The organism is Streptomyces sp. NPDC026301 (genome assembly GCF_055567935.1).
Map to the genome: position 1 here is coordinate 97,037 of NZ_JBVHPN010000010.1, position 16,965 is coordinate 114,001.

At 73.2% G+C, this 16,965-nt stretch carries 14 protein-coding genes; 7 read left to right on the forward strand and 7 right to left on the reverse strand.

The window, feature by feature from the left end; genetic code table 11:
• Positions 1–2: 2 nt before the first annotated feature.
• From ACZ4MH_RS19115 to fdhD, 3 genes are read left to right on the forward strand one after another with little or no spacing between them, the layout of a single operon-like run.
• Positions 3–1,850 (forward strand): NAD(P)H-dependent oxidoreductase subunit E, encoded by a 1,848-nt coding sequence (locus ACZ4MH_RS19115; RefSeq protein WP_467754587.1) that lies wholly within the window; start codon positions 3–5, stop codon positions 1,848–1,850.
• Positions 1,847–2,707: a 2Fe-2S iron-sulfur cluster-binding protein gene (locus ACZ4MH_RS19120; protein WP_351587973.1), complete on the forward strand. Its 861-nt coding sequence runs from the start codon at positions 1,847–1,849 to the stop codon at positions 2,705–2,707. Before ACZ4MH_RS19115 ends, ACZ4MH_RS19120 begins: the two co-directional genes overlap by 4 nt.
• Positions 2,708–2,712: 5 nt before the next feature.
• Complete coding sequence (fdhD, locus tag ACZ4MH_RS19125) at positions 2,713–3,552, forward strand: formate dehydrogenase accessory sulfurtransferase FdhD (protein ID WP_351587976.1); 840 nt, start codon at positions 2,713–2,715, stop codon at positions 3,550–3,552.
• Between the two features lie 128 nt (positions 3,553–3,680).
• Here the strand turns inward: fdhD and ACZ4MH_RS19130 are convergent, their stop codons facing one another.
• Positions 3,681–4,139, reverse strand: a complete 459-nt coding sequence (locus ACZ4MH_RS19130; protein WP_351587979.1) for a MarR family winged helix-turn-helix transcriptional regulator — start codon at positions 4,137–4,139, stop codon at positions 3,681–3,683.
• A gap of 100 nt (positions 4,140–4,239) precedes the next feature.
• Between ACZ4MH_RS19130 and ACZ4MH_RS19135 the strand changes: the two genes are divergently transcribed.
• Positions 4,240–5,190 carry a quinone oxidoreductase family protein gene (locus tag ACZ4MH_RS19135; protein ID WP_351587981.1) on the forward strand — a complete coding sequence of 317 codons (951 nt, stop codon included), beginning with the start codon at positions 4,240–4,242 and terminating at the stop codon, positions 5,188–5,190.
• Between the two features lie 228 nt (positions 5,191–5,418).
• Positions 5,419–7,347, forward strand: a complete 1,929-nt coding sequence (locus ACZ4MH_RS19140; RefSeq protein WP_467754588.1) for an exo-alpha-sialidase — start codon at positions 5,419–5,421, stop codon at positions 7,345–7,347.
• Positions 7,348–7,396: 49 nt separating this feature from the next.
• Here the strand turns inward: ACZ4MH_RS19140 and ACZ4MH_RS19145 are convergent, their stop codons facing one another.
• Together ACZ4MH_RS19145 and ACZ4MH_RS19150 are read right to left on the reverse strand one after the other, a co-directional pair.
• The gene (locus ACZ4MH_RS19145; RefSeq protein ID WP_351587986.1) at positions 7,397–7,966 is read right to left on the reverse strand and encodes a putative glycolipid-binding domain-containing protein; all 570 of its coding nucleotides are present in this window, start codon (positions 7,964–7,966) and stop codon (positions 7,397–7,399) included.
• A 9-nt stretch (positions 7,967–7,975) separates the two neighbouring features.
• Positions 7,976–9,040 (reverse strand): bile acid:sodium symporter family protein, encoded by a 1,065-nt coding sequence (locus ACZ4MH_RS19150; RefSeq protein ID WP_351587988.1) that lies wholly within the window; start codon positions 9,038–9,040, stop codon positions 7,976–7,978.
• Positions 9,041–9,207: 167 nt separating this feature from the next.
• Here ACZ4MH_RS19150 and ACZ4MH_RS19155 point away from each other — a divergent pair, with 167 nt between their 5' ends.
• Positions 9,208–10,071: a LysR substrate-binding domain-containing protein gene (locus ACZ4MH_RS19155; RefSeq protein WP_351587990.1), complete on the forward strand. Its 864-nt coding sequence runs from the start codon at positions 9,208–9,210 to the stop codon at positions 10,069–10,071.
• 70 nt (positions 10,072–10,141) lie between these two features.
• Here the strand turns inward: ACZ4MH_RS19155 and ACZ4MH_RS19160 are convergent, their stop codons facing one another.
• From ACZ4MH_RS19160 to ACZ4MH_RS19175, 4 genes are read right to left on the reverse strand one after another with little or no spacing between them, the layout of a single operon-like run.
• On the reverse strand, positions 10,142–12,901 hold the full coding sequence (locus ACZ4MH_RS19160) for a SpoIIE family protein phosphatase (protein WP_351587993.1): 2,760 nt from the start codon (positions 12,899–12,901) through the stop codon (positions 10,142–10,144).
• A gap of 53 nt (positions 12,902–12,954) precedes the next feature.
• The gene (locus ACZ4MH_RS19165; RefSeq protein WP_351587995.1) at positions 12,955–14,379 is read right to left on the reverse strand and encodes a sodium:solute symporter family protein; all 1,425 of its coding nucleotides are present in this window, start codon (positions 14,377–14,379) and stop codon (positions 12,955–12,957) included.
• Entirely contained in the window at positions 14,376–14,606 is a 231-nt protein-coding gene (locus ACZ4MH_RS19170) for a DUF3311 domain-containing protein (protein ID WP_351587997.1), read from the reverse strand. Before ACZ4MH_RS19170 ends, ACZ4MH_RS19165 begins: the two co-directional genes overlap by 4 nt.
• Positions 14,603–16,306: an amidohydrolase gene (locus ACZ4MH_RS19175; protein ID WP_351587999.1), complete on the reverse strand. Its 1,704-nt coding sequence runs from the start codon at positions 16,304–16,306 to the stop codon at positions 14,603–14,605. Before ACZ4MH_RS19175 ends, ACZ4MH_RS19170 begins: the two co-directional genes overlap by 4 nt.
• A 219-nt stretch (positions 16,307–16,525) precedes the next feature.
• Here ACZ4MH_RS19175 and ACZ4MH_RS19180 point away from each other — a divergent pair, with 219 nt between their 5' ends.
• A complete protein-coding gene (locus tag ACZ4MH_RS19180) occupies positions 16,526–16,723 on the forward strand; it encodes a CsbD family protein (RefSeq protein WP_351588002.1) in 198 nt (65 codons plus the stop codon).
• Positions 16,724–16,965 lie beyond the last annotated feature (242 nt).

Consider the following 16,965-nt stretch of genomic DNA (forward strand, 5'->3'; position numbering starts at 1 on the left):
CCATGGACCTCAAGTACTCCCCCACCGCCCGCCCCACGGACGAGGAACGGGCCGCCGTCGACGATCTGCTGGGACCGCCGGAGAACGGCTGGGACGGCGGGGACGCACGCGACAGCGACGTGCTGCGCTGGGCGCGCGGCGGCCGGGCCGCGCGCGACCGCCGCGACCTGCTCCTCCCGGGCCTGCACGCGCTCAACGACCGGATCGGCTGGCTCAGTCCGGGTGCGCTGGACTACCTGTGCCGACGGCTGACCGCGCCGCCGGCGGAGGCGTACGGCGTGGCCACGTTCTACTCGCTCTTCTCGGTCACCCCGCGCCCCGCCACCGTGCTGCACGTCTGCACGGACCTGGCCTGCGCGGCGAAGGGCTCGGCCGAGGTGTGCGCGGGACTGGAACGGGAGCTGGGCCCGGCGGGTACGCCTGCGGAAGGGGCGGTCTGGCAATCGAGTCCGTGCCTTGGCCTATGCGAACGCGCGCCCGCCGCGCTGACCGTACGGGCGGGCACGCCCGGGCCGACGGCGGCGGTGGTCGCGCCGGCCACGCCCGGCACCGCGGCAGCGGCGGCGCGCGCACCGCGGGACGCGGCGCCGGAACCGTACGCCGAGGAGGCCGTGCCGCAGGCCGGCTCCCCCGATCTGGTCCTGCTGCGTCGCATCGGCACCGTCGACCCGGCCTCGCTGGACGACTACCGGGCGCACGGCGGGTACGCCGCGCTCCGCCGGGCCTTCGCGCTGGGCCCGGCAGCGGTGATCCGCGAGGTGACCGAGGCGGGCCTGGTCGGGCGGGGCGGCGCCGCCTTCCCGACCGGCCGCAAGTGGGACGCCACCGCCCGGCAGCCCGACCACCCGCACTACCTGATCTGCAACGCCGACGAGAGCGAGCCGGGCACCTTCAAGGACCGGGTGCTGATCGAGGGCGATCCGTACGCGCTGGTCGAGGCGATGACGATCGCCGGGTACGCGACCGGGGCGCACCTCGGTTACCTGTATCTGCGCGGCGAGTACCCGCGCGCGCTGGCCCGCATCCAGTACGCGATCGACCAGGCGCGTGCGAGAGGGCTGCTCGGCGACGACGTACTGGGCCAGGGGTACGCCTTCGACATCGAGATCCGGCGGGGCGCCGGCGCGTACATCTGCGGCGAGGAGACCGCGATCTTCAACTCGATCGAGGGGCAGCGCGGGGAGCCGCGCAGCAAGCCGCCGTTCCCGGTCGAGAAGGGCCTGTTCGGCAAGCCGACGGCGGTCAACAACGTCGAGACGCTGGTGAACGTCCTGCCGATCCTGGAGCACGGCGCCGCGGCCTACGCGGCGACCGGCACGGAGGGCTCGACCGGCACCAAGCTGTTCTGCGTCTCGGGGGCGGTGGCCCGGCCCGGGATTTACGAGCTGCCGTTCGGGGTGACGCTGGGCGGGCTGCTGGAGGCGGCGGGCGGCTGTACGGGGACGCCGCGCGCGGTACTGCTCGGCGGCGCGGCCGGCGGCTTCGTACGCCCCGACGAGCTGGACATCCCGCTGACCTTCGAGGGGACGCGGGCCGCCGGGACGACGCTCGGGTCGGGTGTCGTCATGGTCCTGGACGAGACGGTCGACCTGCCGCGGATCCTCCTGCGGATCGCGGAGTTCTTCCGGGACGAGTCGTGCGGGCAGTGCGTGCCGTGCCGGGTCGGGACCGTGCGCCAGGAGGAGGCGCTGGTCCGTATCAGGGACCGTACGGGGGCCGCGGCCGCCGACGACATCGCGCTGCTGCGGGAGGTCGGCCGGGCCATGCGGGACGCCTCGATCTGCGGCCTGGGCCAGACCGCGTGGAACGCCGTGGAATCCGCCATCGACCGTCTGGGGGTCTACCGATGACCGCTGTCCCGCTGCAGCCGCCGCGCCGGCTGATCGAGTTCACCCTCGACGGCGAGGCCGTCCGCGTGCCCGAGGGCGCCACGATCCTGGACGCCTGCCGGGCCGCCGGCAAGGACGTGCCGACCCTCTGCCAGGGCGACACGCTCACCCCGAAGAACGCGTGCCGGGTGTGCGTGGTGGAGGTCGAGGGCGCACGGACACTCGCCCCGGCGTGCTCCCGGCGCGCGGAGCCGGGCATCGCCGTCCGTACGGACACCGAGCGGGCCCGGCACAGCCGCAAGGTGGTGCTGGAGCTGCTGGCGTCCTCGGTCGACTTGTCGACGACTCCGCGCGCGGAGGACTGGATCAAGGAGTACGAGGCGAAGCCGGAGCGCTTCGGCCCGGGCGCGGCGCGTGTGAACGAGGAACCGAAGGTCGACAACGACCTCTATGTCCGCGACTACGACAAGTGCATCCTCTGCTACAAGTGCGTGGACGCGTGCGGCGAGCAGTGGCAGAACACCTTCGCCATCGCGGTCGCCGGGCGCGGCTTCGACGCTCGTATCTCCACCGAGCAGGACGCGCCGCTGACCGACTCGGCGTGTGTGTACTGCGGCAACTGCATCGAGGTGTGCCCGACGGGCGCGCTCAGCTTCAAGTCGGAGTTCGACCTGCGGGCCGCGGGCACGTGGGACGAGGGGCGGCAGACGGAGACGACGACGGTGTGCGCGTACTGCGGGGTGGGCTGCAATCTCACCCTCCATGTGCAGGACAATGAGATCGTCAAGGTCACCTCGCCGCACGACAACCCGGTGACCCATGGCAACCTCTGCATCAAGGGCCGCTTCGGCTACCAACACGTACAGAACCGGGACTGATCAGTATGGGCAGGGTCACCGAGCGACGGCGCGTCATCCGGATCCGCGACGGAGCCGTGAGCACCCGCCCGGACACCCTGGTCGCCGAGGAGCCGCTGGAGATCCGGCTCGGCGGCAAGCCGCTCGCCATCACGATGCGCACACCCGGCGACGACTTCGCGCTCGCGGCCGGCTTCCTGGTCAGCGAGGGTGTGCTGGGCAGCGCGGCGGAGCTGGCGAATATCGTCTACTGCGCGGGGGCGACCGACGACGGCAGCAACACGTACAACGTCGTCGACGTCCAGCTCGCGCCCGGCGTGGCCGTCCCGGACATCACCCTGGAACGCAACGTCTACACGACGTCCTCGTGCGGGCTGTGCGGCAAGGCGAGCCTGGACGCCGTGCGGACCACGGCGCGCTTCGCGCTCAAGGACGACGACGCGATGACCGTCGAGCCGGCCACGCTGTCCGTACTGCCCGACCGGCTGCGCGCCGCCCAGCGGGTGTTCGACCGTACCGGCGGGCTGCACGCGGCCGGACTGTTCACGGTCGACGGTGAACTGCTGGACCTGCGGGAGGACGTCGGTCGGCACAACGCGGTCGACAAAATCATCGGGCGGGCGCTGCAGCAGGGCCGGCTGCCGCTGTCCGACACCGTCCTGATGGTGTCCGGGCGCGCCTCCTTCGAGCTCGCGCAGAAGGCCGTGATGGCGGGCATCCCCATGCTCGCGGCGGTCTCCGCGCCGTCCTCGCTCGCGGTCGACCTGGCCGCCGAGACCGGCCTCACGCTGGTCGGCTTCCTGCGCGGCAGCTCGATGAACGTGTACGCGGGCGAGCACCGCATCGCCCTGAGCTCCCTCGACTGAGAGCGCCCCTCAGGAGTGGGCAGACGGGCCCGGCCGGCGGGGTGCGCCCCCTGCGCCGGCCGGGCCTCCCAACTGCGCGTCGCAAGCCCTGACGGGCCGCCGGAACAGCGGATGCCAGGGCCCGGCTGTCAGCTGCAGCGGTCGTCCAGCCCCGGTGTCGCGATGCGCGTCAGCAGGTCGACGAGCTGGTCGCGCTCGGCCGGACTGAGGGCGGCGGTCAGCTCCGCGTTGGCCGCGTCGCCGAGCTTCTGCGTGCGGCGCAGCGTGCGGCTGCCGGCCGGCGAGATGGTGACGGCGTTCTTGCGGCGGTCGCCCGGATCGGGCGCGCGGGTGACCAGTTCCTCGGCGACCAGGTCGTTGACGATCGTGACCATGTCCTTGGGGTCGATGCTCAGGCTGCGGCCCAGGTCCGCCTGGGAGACCGGGCCCAGTTCGGCCACGGCCGACAGCACGGCGTGGTGCATCATCCGCATGCCCTCGCGGGCCAGCGCTTCGGCGACGAGCCGGTGGCCGCGGGCTGCGGCGCGGCCGAGGAGCCAGCTGGGGAGGGCGCGGATGCGCGTGGGTACATAGGGGGTTTCGGCCATGCCATCAGCCTATCGAGCGAACGCAAAAACCATGGGGGCAACCAACGGTTTCTACAGTACCGTTGGGGCTCCCAACGTTTGGCGACCCCTGGAGGTGCGCGTGCGGCGCGTCCGGTTCCACGAGTACGGCGGTCCCGAGGTACTGCGGATGGAGGAGGCCGAGGCGCCCGTGCCCGGCCCCGGTGAGCTGCTGGTGCGCACGGAGGCGATCGGGGTGACGCTGCCGTCCGTGCGCGCGGTGCGCGGCGACGGCAACGGCGGGGGCCCGCCGCTGCCCGGCGTGCTCGGCGGCGAGGTCGCGGGGGAGGTCGTCGGCACCGGCCCGGACGTCACGGCGTACGCGGTGGGCGACCGGGTCACCGGGCTGCCCTTCACGGGCTCGTACGCCGAACTGGTCACCGTGTCCGTCGCGCTGGCGAGCCGGATTCCGGACGGCGCGAGCGCGGTGGACGCGGTGGCGCTGGTGCGCGGCGGCCAGGTGGCGCTGACCGCGCTGCACACCGCGCGGCCCGTGGCGGGCGCTGCCGTCCTGGTCACGGGCGCGGCGAGCGCGACCGGGCACCTTGCGGTGCAGCTCGCGAAGGTCCGGGGCGCGCGGCGGGTGGTCGCGGCGGTGAGCGGCGCCGCCCGTCCGGCCAAGGCGGCCTTCCTGCACGGGCTGGGCGCCGACGAGGTGGTGACGTACGGGGCGGAGTCCTGGGGCGAGCCGGCCGAGATCGTCCTGGACGGGGTCGGCGGCGAGCTGCTGCCGCGGGCCCTCGCGGCGTGCGCGCCCGGCGGGCGGCTGATCTTCTTCAACTCCGGCGGCGGCACGGTACCGGCGTACGAGCTGCTGGCCGGCGCGAAGACCGTCACCGGCATGACGATGCGCCACTTCGCCGCGCACCAGCCGGAGGTGTACGCGCGGCACGGCGCCGAGCTGTGGGAGCTGGCGCGGGACGGCCGGCTGCGCCCGGCGGTGCACGCGGAGATCCCGCTCGCGGAGGCCGCCCGCGCGCACGCGGTCATCGAGGCGCGCACCAATCTCGGCAAGGTCGTCCTGATCCCCTGAACGGCCGTACTCGGACGGCACCGGCGCTCCCCGGCCAATCCGGGTGACGCACGCTCCTTGCCGGGGCGCCTGCGGGACAAGTACCTTCCTCCGCACGAACATGGGACGTGGGATGTCCATACGTGGGATGTCCAGATGATCCGCCCGGCGGGTCTCCGGGAGGCTTCCCGGGCCCGCCGCGCGGCCGACGCCGATGCCTCGCCGATGCCTCGAAGGGCAGGTCGGACCATGACGTCAGATCCGAGCGAACACCGCAGTCCCGGCCCGAGACCCGTGCGACGCCGCTGGTGGGCCATGCTGGCCACGGCGGCGCTCGCCTTTCTCCCCCCGGCTCCCGCACACGCCCAACCCCCCACCGAGGCGGCCCCGGCCGGCCTCACCCAGCAGGTGCTGTTCAAAGCCGCCCAGGAAAAGGGCTACGCCTGCTTCCGTATCCCCGCGATCGTCACGACCCCGCGCGGCACCCTCCTCGCCTTCGCCGAGGGCCGGGTGCACGACTGTGGGGACGCCGGCGACATAGACCTGGTGCTGAAACGGTCCACCGACGGCGGCCGTACCTGGGGCCCGCTCCAGGTCGTCAACGAGGGCGGCGGCGACACGCACGGCAATCCGGCGCCGGTCGTCGACCGCCGCACCGGCCGCGTGGTCCTCGCCGAGACCTACAACAAGGGCCGCACGGACGGCCGCAACTGCGATATACCGTGCGACCGCACGCCGCACCTGCAGTACAGCGACGACGACGGCCGCACCTGGTCCGCGCCCCGGGACATGACCTCCGCGCTCCGCCCGCCGTCGTGGAACTCCTGGTACGCGACCGGACCTGTGCACGGTATCCAGCTCACCCGCGGGCGGCACGCAGGGCGCCTGGTCTACGCCGTCAACGCCGAGAGCTACGAGGGCGGCCGGATAACGGCCAACCACGCGGCGCTGATGCACAGCGACGACGGCGGCGCCACCTGGCGCACCGGCGCGGTCGACACCTGGCCGACCGCGCCGGACGGCACGTTCCGTCAGAAGCCGTCCGAGATGACGCTCGTGGAGCGCGCGGACGGCGGGATCTACGTCAACGGGCGGGAGCAGGACGGCACGGACCTGGGGCACCGTACGGCGGCGGTCAGCCGGGACGGCGGCCAGTCCTTCGCCGAGCCGTTCCGGGCCATCCCCGACCTGTACTCGCCCATGGTCCAGGGCTCGGTGCTGCGGCTGCGGTCGCGGGGTACCGACGGCTACAGCAGGCTGCTGTTCGCCGCGCCCGCCGACCCCGACCGGCGGCGCACCATGACGATCCGCTCCTCGTACGACGAGGGCCGCACGTGGGAGGGTGCGGAGCGGGGCGCGGTGATCACCACCGACTGGTCCGGCTACTCCGACATGGCGAACATCTCGCACGACGAGGTCGGGCTGCTCTACGAGGGCGGCGCGGTGGACGCGCGGGACGAGATCCGCTTCGCGCGGTTCACCGAGGACTGGCTGGGGCAGCGCCGCGGCCCCGACCCGACGACGCCGGACAGCGGGGCCGGTGCCCGGCCGGCCGCCGTGCTGGGCGGCGCCCGTACGGCCGACGGCCGCTTCGGGCGGGCGCTGGCGTTCGACGGCAGGGACGACGCCGTACGGCTGCCGTTCCGCTCGTCGCTGCCGCTGGGCGACCGCGACTTCACGTGCAGCCTCTGGTTCCGGTACGAGGCGAAGAGCGGCGAGCAGCCGCTGCTGTGGATGGGCGGCGTGGGCAGCAGGGCGCCGCAGGTGGCGCTGCGCGCCGACCCCGCCAAGGACCGGCTCACGGCGGACGTCACGGCGCTCGCGGGCGCAGGGCCCGCGAAGTCCGCGCAGGCCGCCGTGGCCGGCGCGGCCAACGACGGGCGCTGGCACCACCTCGCGCTGCGCCGGTCGGACGACCGCCTGTCGCTCACTGTGGACGGTGTGCACACCACCTCGGTGGCGGACGTGCCCGGCTCGGTCAGCCGGAACGACACGTTCGGGGTGCACCTCGGCCAGAAGCCGGACGCCCGCGCGTACTTCACGGGCGCGCTGGACGAGGTACGCGTCTACGGGCGCGCCCTGAGCGACCGTGAGCTGGCCGCGGTACGGGAGCAGAACGCACCGGCGGCGGCGCCGGCCGTGCTCCGGCTGCCGCTGGACCGGGTGCGCGGCGACTGACGAGGAGGTGGAGCGGCGACCGACGAGGAGGCGCGGCGGGGGCGGCCGGTCAGCGGGTCTGGGTGCGGTGCGCCAGGTCCGGGTAGTCGACGATCAGGCCGTCCCCGTCGCACTCCAGGTCGCGCTGGAAGGTGCCCGAGGAGTACCGCACCCGGGCGCCCTCCTCCGTGCGGGCGAGGTGTTCGTAGCGCTGCCGGGACGGCTGGACCGCCAGCTCCGGCACCGACACCCACGCCATCGTGCACTCGTACGCGCCCGGAGAGCGGTGCAGCCCGTGGCGCAGCAGCGGCATCGTGTTGGTGAGCGGGCACAGCCCGAGGTCGCAGTCGAGCGCGTCCTCCAGGCCCGCCAGCGGCTCGCCGCCCGCGGTCCACCGGCCCTCGTCGTCGCGGCGCAGGTCCAGTTCGCGGCTGCCGGCGGCGCTCTCCGCCCGCACCCGCAGCCGCCGCGTCACGAAGTCCTCGCCGGTCTCCAGCTCGTACGTGATCCAGTACGCCTCCGGTACGGTGCCCACCGCCCGGCCGTGCGCGGACAGCGTCCGCTCGCCGAGGTCGACCCACGCGGTCTCGATGCCCTTGCTCGCGCTGACGTCCCAGGTGAGGACGTGATGGCCCGTCATGCAGGCACCCTAACGGCGCGCTCCTACCGGGTCGGCGGCCGACACGGTGCCGGAGGACCCGGCCTGCCCGGCCCCGTCGGCCGCCGCCTGCTCCGCCGCCTCAGCCCGGCGCGCGTACCGCTTGGCGATCACCGCGCAGACCATCAGCTGCATCTGGTGGAAGAGCATCAGGGGCAGCACCGCGAGGCTGGCCTGCGCGCCGAACAGCACGCTGGCCATCGGAAGCCCGGCCGCCAGGCTCTTCTTCGAGCCCGCGAAGGTGATCGCGACGCGGTCGGCGCGCGGGAAGCCCAGCTTCCGTGAGCCGTACGTGGTCAGCGTCAGCATCACGGCCAGCAGGACGGCCTCGACGGCCACCAGCTCCACCAGCCGCCAGAAGGAGACCCGGCCCCAGATGCCCTGCACCATGCCGGTGCTGAACGCGCTGTAGACGACGAGCAGGATCGAGCCGCGGTCGACGTAGCCGAGCACCTTCTTGTACCGGGTGAGGAAGCCCGAGATCCAGCGGCGCAGCAGCTGTCCGGCGACGAAGGGCACCAGCAGCTGGAAGACGATCGACAGCAGCGAGTCGACGGAGAAGCCGCCGCCGTCACCGCCCAGCAGCAGGGCCGCCAGCAGCGGCGTGATCACGATGCCGACCAGGCTGGAGAAGGAGCCCGCGCAGATCGCCGCCGCGACGTTGCCGCGTGCGATGGAGGTGAACGCGATCGAGGACTGGATCGTGGAGGGCACCAGGCACAGGAAGAGCAGGCCCGTATAGAGCTGCGGCGTCAGCACATACGGGACGAGGCCGCGCGCCGCCAGGCCCAGCAGGGGGAAGACGGCGAAGGTGAACGCCAGGACCGTGAGATGCAGGCGCCAGTGGCGCAGCCCGTCCATCGCTTCTCGGGTGGAGAGCCGGGCTCCGTACAGGAAGAAGAGCAGGGCGACGGCGCCGGTCGAGGCGCCCTCGGCGCCGGTGGCGGCGGCGCCTCTGGCGGGCAGCAGCGCCGCCAGCACGACCGTGCCGATGAGCGCCAGGATGTATCCGTCCACGGGGAGCCAGGAGGGGATCTTGAACTGAGGGCGGCGCATGGTCTCTCTATCGGTCGGCGGCTCGGGCGGGTGCGTGCGGTGTGCCGTACGCACCGGGGCATGGACGGTGCCCTCTCCAGAGTGCGCCTGATCGCGGCAATCGGGAAGCCCTCTTACCGTAGTCACTGTCATGCCGGAACGTGATGGGCGGGGGTAGGGTCGGGGACGTGTTCGATCCGGTACAGCTGCGGACCTTTCTGGCCGTGGCACAGACCCTGAGTTTCACGCAGGCCGCACAGCGCCTCCGTGTGCAGCAGTCGACCGTCAGCCAGCACGTGCGGAAGCTGGAGGCGGCGGCCGGCCGCCGGCTGTTCGCGCGGGACACCCACGGGGTGGAGCTGACCGAGGACGGCGAGGCGATGCTCGGCTTCGCGCGCACGATCCTGGAGGCCAACGAGCGGGCCACGGACTTCTTCGCGGGGACGCGGCTGCGCGGCCGGCTGCGGTTCGGCGCGTCCGAGGATTTCGTACTGACCCGGCTGCCGGAGGTGCTGGAGGGGTTCCGCCGGGACCACCCGGAGGTCGACCTGGAGCTGACGGTCGAGCTGTCGGGGACGCTGCACGAGCGGCTGGCGGCCGGGCGGCTGGATCTCGTACTGGCCAAGCGGCGCCCGGAGGACGGGCGGGGGCGGCTGATCTGGCGGGACAAGCTGGTGTGGATCGGCAGCGAGCGGCTGCGGCTGGATCCGCAGCGACCGGTGCCGCTGGTGCTCTTCCCGCAGCCGGCGCTGACCCGGGCCCGCGCGCTCCAGGCGCTGGAGGCGCAGGGCCGCGAGTGGCGCATCGCCTGTACGAGCGGCAGCCTGAACGGGCTGATCGCGGCGACCCGCGCGGGGCTCGGCGTGATGGCGCACTCGCTCGGCATGATCCCGCCGGGGCTGGTCCGCGTCGGATCCCGGGCGGGCCTGCCGGACCTCGGCGGCGTCGACTTCGTCCTGGTGCACGGCCGCCCGGACGCCCCGGCGAGCCGCCCGGCCGAGGCGCTGGCGGCCGCGATCCTGGCGGGCGGCGACCGGCTGCACCTTCCGTAGGGGCGACCGGCGGCACATGCCGTAAGGGCCGGAACCCGATTCGCTGAACCCCGTTCGCAGAACCCCGTGCTCAGAACCCCGTGTCGTCGAACTGGTCCAGGAGGACGTCGGCCGGGGTCTCGATGGCGGCCGCGGTGGCCCCCGAGAGCTGCTGTTCGGTCCAGATGACCTTGCCGCCGGGGGTGTACCGGGTCCCCCACCGCTGCGACAGGTGCGCGACGAGGAACAGCCCGCGACCGCCCTCGTCCGTGCTCGTCGCCCGGCGCAGATGCGGTGCCGTGCTGCTGCTGTCCGCCACCTCGCAGATCAGACAGCGGCCGCGGAGCAGCCGCAGCCGGACCGGCGGCGCGCCGTACCGGATCGCGTTCGTGATCAGCTCGCTGAGGATCAGCTCGGTACTGAATCCGATGTCCGCCAGGCCCCACTCCTCCAGCTGTGCCCCGCACTCCGCGCGCAGCCGGCCCACCTCCGCCGGGTCCGGCGGCACCTCCCAGTCCGCCACCTTCGCCGGCGCGAGCAGCCGGGTGCGGGCGACGACCAGCGCGATGTCGTCGGAGGGGCGTTCGGGCACCAGCGCGTCGACGGCGGCCTGGCACATCTCCTCCGGGCTGCGGCCCGCGGCCCCCTCCAGCGCCGCGGCCAGCATGTCCAGGCCGACGTCGATGTCGCGTACCCGGTCCTCGACCAGGCCGTCCGTGAACAGCACCAGGGACGAGCCCTCGGTCAGCCGCAGCTCCGTGGTCTCGAAGGGGTGGCCGCCCAGTCCCAGCGGCGGGGAGGGCGGCACGTCCGGGAAGGTGACCGTGCCGTCCGGGCCCATCAGGGCGGGGCCGGGGTGGCCCGCCGTGGCCACCGTGCACACCCCGCTCACCGAGTCGTAGATCGCATACAGGCAGGTCGCGCCCGTCACGCCCTCCCAGCCGCGGGTGCCCTCGCTGTCTTCTTCGCTGTCGATACGGGTGACCAGTTCGTCCAGATGGCCGAGCAGTTCGTCCACCGGCAGGTCCAGCGAGGAGAAGTTGTGCACCGCGGTGCGCAGCCGCCCCATCGTCGCCGCGGCGTGCAGCCCGTGCCCCACCACGTCGCCCACCACCAGCGCGACCCGCGCGCCCGGCAGCGGGATGACGTCGAACCAGTCGCCGCCCACGCCCGCCTGGGCCGGCAGGTACCGCCATGCCACGTCCAGCGCGTCCTGCTCGGGCAGGCCGCGGGGCAGCAGGCTGCGCTGGAGGGTCACGGCCATGGCGTGCTCGCGCGCGTAGCGCCGGGCGTTGTCGATGCAGACCGCGGCGCGCGCGGTGACCTCCTCGGCGAAGGAGAGGTCCTCCTCCTCGAAGGGCGGGGAGTCGCCCATGCGCCAGAAGCTGGCCATGCCCATGACCACGCCGCGGGCCCGCAGCGGCGCCGTCACCAGCGAGTGCATCCCGTAGTCCAGGATCCGTTGTTTCTGGACGGTGTCCTGGTTGGCCCACGCGCTGTCGCGCGTCAGGTCCGACTCCAGCGTGGCGCGGCCCCGCTCCATGGCCGCCACCTGCGGCGTGGTGGGGAAGAAGTCGACCGGTTCGCCGACCGGGTAGAGCGGCGGGGCACCGTGGCCGCCGCGGGCCGCGGTCCGCCGCATCCGCCAGTCGGTGTGCGCCGCCGGTTCGCCCCCCTCGGTCACCGTCTCCAGCAGGTCGACGGTGACGACGTCGGCGAACCGCGGCACCGCCACCTCCGCCAGTTCCTCCGCCGTGCGCACCACGTCCAGGGTCGTGCCGATCCGCACCCCCGACTCGTACAGCAGCTTCAGCCGCTCCCCGGCGATCTCCGCGCGGCCGGTCACGGAGGCGAGTTCGGTGGTGTCGCGGAGCGTCGTGACGCTGCCGCGCGGTCCGCCCGCGCGTGCGGTGGACCGTACGTTGACGGCCAGCAGCCGCTTGCCCACGTGGTGCACCTCGTCGGTGGCCGACCGCCCGGAGCACATCAGCTCCACGAGCCGGTCCGGCAGGCCGACCTCGTCGACGGCGCGCCCGTCGAGGCCGTCGGGCAGCTCCAGCAGGCGCCGTGCCTCGTCGTTGACCAGCAGCAGCCGCCCGTCGCCGCCGAGGATCACCACGCCTTCCCGCACGGCGTGCAGGACGGCGTCGTGGTGCTCGTACATCCGGGTCATCTCGGCCTGGCCCAGGCCGTGCGTCTGGCGGCGGAGCCGCCGGGTCACCAGGGCCGTGCTGCCGGCGGCCAGCACCAGGCACAGCGCGGCGGCGCCGAGCAGTACCGGCATCTGGCGGTCCACCGGGTTCTCCGCGCGCTCCAGGGTGATGCCGGCCGAGACCATGCCCACGAGGGAGCCGTCGGCGCGGGCGATGGGGGCCGTGGTGTCGACGGCCGCGCCCAGCGGACCGTCGATGACCTCGGTGTACGACTGTCCTTTGCGGGCGGCCGCCAGGGCCTGGGGGAAGGCGCCGACCACATGTTTGCCGATCAGCTTCCGGTCGGGATGCGTCACCCGGATGCCGTCCAGGCCGAAGACGACGATGTAGTCCACGCCGGACCGCTTGCGCGTCGCTTCGGCGCGCGGCTGCAGCTCCGCGGTGGGGTGCGGGCCTGCCAGCGCCCCGGCCGCGCCGGAGGAGGCCGCGAAGGTCTCGGCCACGGACAGCGAGCGGCGCTCCGCCGCGGCCTTGCTGTCCCGCTTGGCCTGGAGGGCCAGGGCCGAGACCGCGGCCACCACCAGCAGCAGGACGATGACCACTTGGAGGATGAAGACCTGTCCGGCGAGGCTGCGCGGATTCAGCAGGGAGCGCGGCCCTGCCCGCAAAGGGTGACGAATCCGACGATGTCCCGCCATAACCAATTTCTAACACTGCTGCCTCCCTCCTGCCGCAGAGCCGCGCGACCGGCCTAGGGCGCGCCCTGACCGGACGTCACCCGAGGGAGCGCCGACACCGGCTCGGTGGCCGGGCCGGGGCACAGCAGGCTCAGCCCGAACATCAGTACGCAGTTGAGTGCGACGGCGACCAGGCCGGGGTTGATGCCGCCCAGGTCGGGATCGGTCACGTACAGCACGATGGACGCCGCGACGCCGCCGAGCATCCCAGTCGAGACCGCCCACGGCCGCACCCGGCGGAAGAACATCAGCGCGAGCCAGCCCGGTACGAGCTGGCCGAGCAGGTAGTACGTCAGGTTCAGCACCGTCAGCATCAGCGTCGAGGCGGTGAGGGTGAGCACCGCGGCGGCGACCAGGAAGACCGCGACCACCGCCGTGGTGGTGCGGCGCTGCGCCTCGGGGCGGATGTTCGGCGCGAGGTTGCGGGAGACGATGCCGCCGATGGTCAGCGCGGTGACGGCCAGCACCAGGACGCCCGACAGGCCCGCGCCCGCGGCCACCACGCCCACCAGCCAGTCCGGCAGCCGGTCCTGGACGATCGCCATGAAGACCGTGTTGGGGTCCTTCACGTGCGGGCGGTCGGCGAAGGCGAAGTAGGCGGTGGCGACGAGGAACGGATACATCAGCATGTAGACCGGCATCCACACCGTCGAGGACTTGATCGCCCGCTCGGACTTGGCGGTGAAGATGTACGCGGCGGAGAAGCCCAGGTAGAACGTGACGCTCTGGAAGACGATGGTGGTGAGCGCGAAGACCATCGGCGACCCGCTCATCGTCACCTGCGCGCGCGGCACGGAATCCGGGCCGAAGACCTCCGCCGGGCCGCCGCCCGCCGTCACCGCCACCACCCCCGCGACGACGATGCCGAGCACCATCAGCACGTCCTTCAGGATCGCGACGAAGGCGGGCGAGCGGACCCCGGAGACGGCCAGGTAGAGGAAGGCGATCACGCCCGCCAGGAGCACCGACTGCACGGGGCTGATCGGCAGCCCGAGCGCCTGCAGCACGACCTGCATACCGATGAACTGGTACTGGCCCCACGGCACCAGCGCGACCAGCAGCGCGCCCGCGGTGACCAGCTCCAGGCTCCGGCTGCGGAAGTGCCGCCCGAAGACGTCGGGCACGGTCATCGCGTCGTACCGCACCCCGGCCCGCCAGATCAGCGGTGCGATGTAGTACCCCAGCGGATAGGCCAGCAGGATGTAGCCGAGGAACCAGATGCCGTAGCTCGCGCCGCCCGCGTAGATGCCCGCCGGGAAACCGATCATGGTGCCGATGCTGTAGATCTCGCCGACCGCGAGGAAGTACAGCAGCCAGGGCGGGAAGGACCGGCCGCCGACGAGGTACTCCCCGATCGACATGTTCTTCATCCCGCGCCGGGCGCTGAAGGCGACCAGGACGGAGACCGCCATGACGCCGAAGAAGATCGCCGCGGTCATCTCGCCGCCCCCTCGTCGGTACGCTCGTCCCGGTACCGCGGTTCGTCGATCCGCCAGGCCACCCACAGGCACAGGCTGGTGAGCGGGAACCACGCGAACATCCACGCCCACAGCAGCGGGATGCCGAGGACGTACACGTCCGTGTCCGCGAGCAGCGGCATGACGACGAGGATCGCCAGCGCCGGCAGCCCGAGCCCGATGCCGAGGCTCTTCCGCTTACCGCTCACCGGCCGGCCCCTCCCCCGGCGGGGCCCCCGGCGTCCAGCCCCGCGCCGCCCCAGACGACCTCGCCGCCGATGACCGTCGCGTCCACCTGGAGCGCCCGCACCGCGTCCGGCGCGACCGCGCCCGGATCGGCGGAGAGCACCGCGATGTCGGCCAGCTTGCCCGGCTCCAGGCTGCCCTTGTCGCGCTCCTCGAAGCCGAGGTGGGCGGCCTGGCTGGTGTAGCCGCGCAGCGCCGTGTCCACGTCCACCCGCTGCTCGGGCCCCAGCTCGTGGCCGTCGCGGGTCGTCCGGCGCACCGCGCACCAGATGCCCTCCAGCGGCGGTACGGGGACCACCGGCGTGTCCGAGTGCAGCCCGAAGGTCACCCCGTGCTTGACCGCGGAGGCGAGCGGGTCGATGCGCCGCGCCCGTTCGGGGCCGAGGAACCGGTCCCGGTGCCGGTCGCCCCAGTAGTAGACGTGCTTGATGAAGAAGGACGCGAGGATGCCGGCGCCGGCCATCTGGTCCAGCTGCCGCTCGCTGACCATCTGGCAGTGCTCGATACGGTGCCGCCGGTCGCCCTCCACTGGGTCGAGGCCGAGCTTCGCGTACGCCTCCAGGATCGCCTGGATCGCGGCGTCGCCGTTGCCGTGGATCGCGACCTGCCAGCCGGCCTCGTGCAGCGTGGCCACCCGCCTGCTGAGGTCGTCCTGCGGGAAGATCAGCAGCCCGTTCTTGTCCGGCGCGCAGGCGTACCCCTCCGAGACGCAGCCGGTCAGGCCCTGGAGCGAGCCGTCGGCCCACAGCTTCACGCCGGCCACCCGGAAGAGGTCGTCGCCGAGCCCGGCGACGCCCGCCTCGACCGGGCTGAGCTCGCCGCGCGACAGACCGGGGAAGAGATCCTGTACGAGGTATGCCTGGATCCGGTTGCGCAGCCGTCCGTTGCGGCGCGCCATCCGGTACGCGTCGAGTTCGGCGGGCCCGCCGACCAGCCCGAGCCCGGTGTCGTGGACGGTGGTGACGCCGGCCGCCAGATAGGCGTCACCGGCCAGCCCGATCGCCTCGGCGAGGTCGGCGGTCTCCGGCTTGGGCATGGCCGCGTAGGCGGCGAACGCGGCGGTCTCCGCGAGCACCCCGTCCGGCTCGCCCGCCGCGTCCCGGTGGATCGCGCCGCCCACCGGGTCGGGGGTGTTCCGGTCGATGCCGAGCAGCCGCAGCCCCGCCGAATTCAGTACGCAGAAGTGGCCCGAGACGTGCTGGAGGCAGACCGGCCGGTCCCTGGACACCGGGTCGAGGTCGGCGCGGGTGGGGTGCCGGTCGTCGGCGAGCAGCGTGTCGTCGTACCGGTAGCCGCGCACCCACATGCCCGGCTCGGCGTCGGCGGCGGCCTGCTCCACCCGGGCGACGATGTCGGCGATGGTGGCGTTGGGCGGGCTGCCCGCGTCGACATCGGCGGCGAGCGTCAGCCCGAAGAAGGTGGGGTGGTTGTGGGTCTCGATGAACCCCGGCACCGCGCAGCGGCCCTGGAGGTCCAGTACCCGGGTGCGCGGCCCGATGAGCCCGTGCACCGCGGCGTCGTCGTCGACGGTGAGCACCCGTCCGCCGCGCGCGGCGAGTGCGGTACGGGTCGTACCGGCCCGGTCCATCGTGCGGACCGTGCCGTTGAGCAGGACCAGATCGGCGGCTGTGCATGGATCGGCGGTACGGGGTACCTCGGGCATCGAGCGGTCACCACCTGACGCAGGCCGGCGCCTGCTGATCGGCATGGAATTCCCGACATGCTGCCCGCTGGACGACCGGCGGGACAGGACCAGATGGGGGTGGGTTCCACCGGTCCAGCCACCGGTGACCGCACCGGCCCGGCCCTCTCCGGGGTGCGGGCCGGCGAGGGGTGGGGCAGCGTGGTTGCCGTCCCGCCGACGAGACGAAGGAGTACCGGCATGGGTGACAAGGGCGCCATGGACAAGCTCAAGGGCAAGGCCAAGCAGATGGCCGGCAAGGCCACCGGCGACAGCCGTACGAAGGGCCAGGGCCGCGCCGACGAGGCCAAGGGCAAGGCGAAGAACGCCGTGGACGACGCCAAGGGCCAGACCCGGGGGATGAAGGACTCCCTGACGGACCGCGACGACGAGTCCTGACCCGGCAGCACCCGTGCGGCCCGGCGGCCCGCTCCCCGTGAGCGGCCGCCGGGCCGTCGCACGTGTACCGACGGGCCGTGGCCCGAGGGGGCCGGATCGGCGGCGGTCGTCCTCCAGTTGCGGGTCTGCACGCTGCACGGGTTGTGGGTCTTCACGCTGCACGAGTTGAGGTCTTGACGCTCCACAGGCACCGTGGGAACGTTCTCACACCTCGACGAGAGAACGTTCTCTCGACCCCGGCA

Coding starts and splice junctions, on each gene's coding strand:
- ACZ4MH_RS19115 (WP_467754587.1), top strand. CDS start 3: ATGGACCTCAAGTACTCCCCCACCGCCCGCCCCACGGACGAGGAACGG.
- ACZ4MH_RS19120 (WP_351587973.1), top strand. CDS start 1,847: ATGACCGCTGTCCCGCTGCAGCCGCCGCGCCGGCTGATCGAGTTCACC.
- fdhD (WP_351587976.1), top strand. CDS start 2,713: ATGGGCAGGGTCACCGAGCGACGGCGCGTCATCCGGATCCGCGACGGA.
- ACZ4MH_RS19130 (WP_351587979.1), bottom strand. CDS start 4,139: ATGGCCGAAACCCCCTATGTACCCACGCGCATCCGCGCCCTCCCCAGC.
- ACZ4MH_RS19140 (WP_467754588.1), top strand. CDS start 5,419: ATGACGTCAGATCCGAGCGAACACCGCAGTCCCGGCCCGAGACCCGTG.
- ACZ4MH_RS19145 (WP_351587986.1), bottom strand. CDS start 7,966: ATGACGGGCCATCACGTCCTCACCTGGGACGTCAGCGCGAGCAAGGGC.
- ACZ4MH_RS19150 (WP_351587988.1), bottom strand. CDS start 9,040: ATGCGCCGCCCTCAGTTCAAGATCCCCTCCTGGCTCCCCGTGGACGGA.
- ACZ4MH_RS19160 (WP_351587993.1), bottom strand. CDS start 12,901: ATGGCGGGACATCGTCGGATTCGTCACCCTTTGCGGGCAGGGCCGCGC.
- ACZ4MH_RS19165 (WP_351587995.1), bottom strand. CDS start 14,379: ATGACCGCGGCGATCTTCTTCGGCGTCATGGCGGTCTCCGTCCTGGTC.
- ACZ4MH_RS19175 (WP_351587999.1), bottom strand. CDS start 16,306: ATGCCCGAGGTACCCCGTACCGCCGATCCATGCACAGCCGCCGATCTG.
- ACZ4MH_RS19180 (WP_351588002.1), top strand. CDS start 16,526: ATGGGTGACAAGGGCGCCATGGACAAGCTCAAGGGCAAGGCCAAGCAG.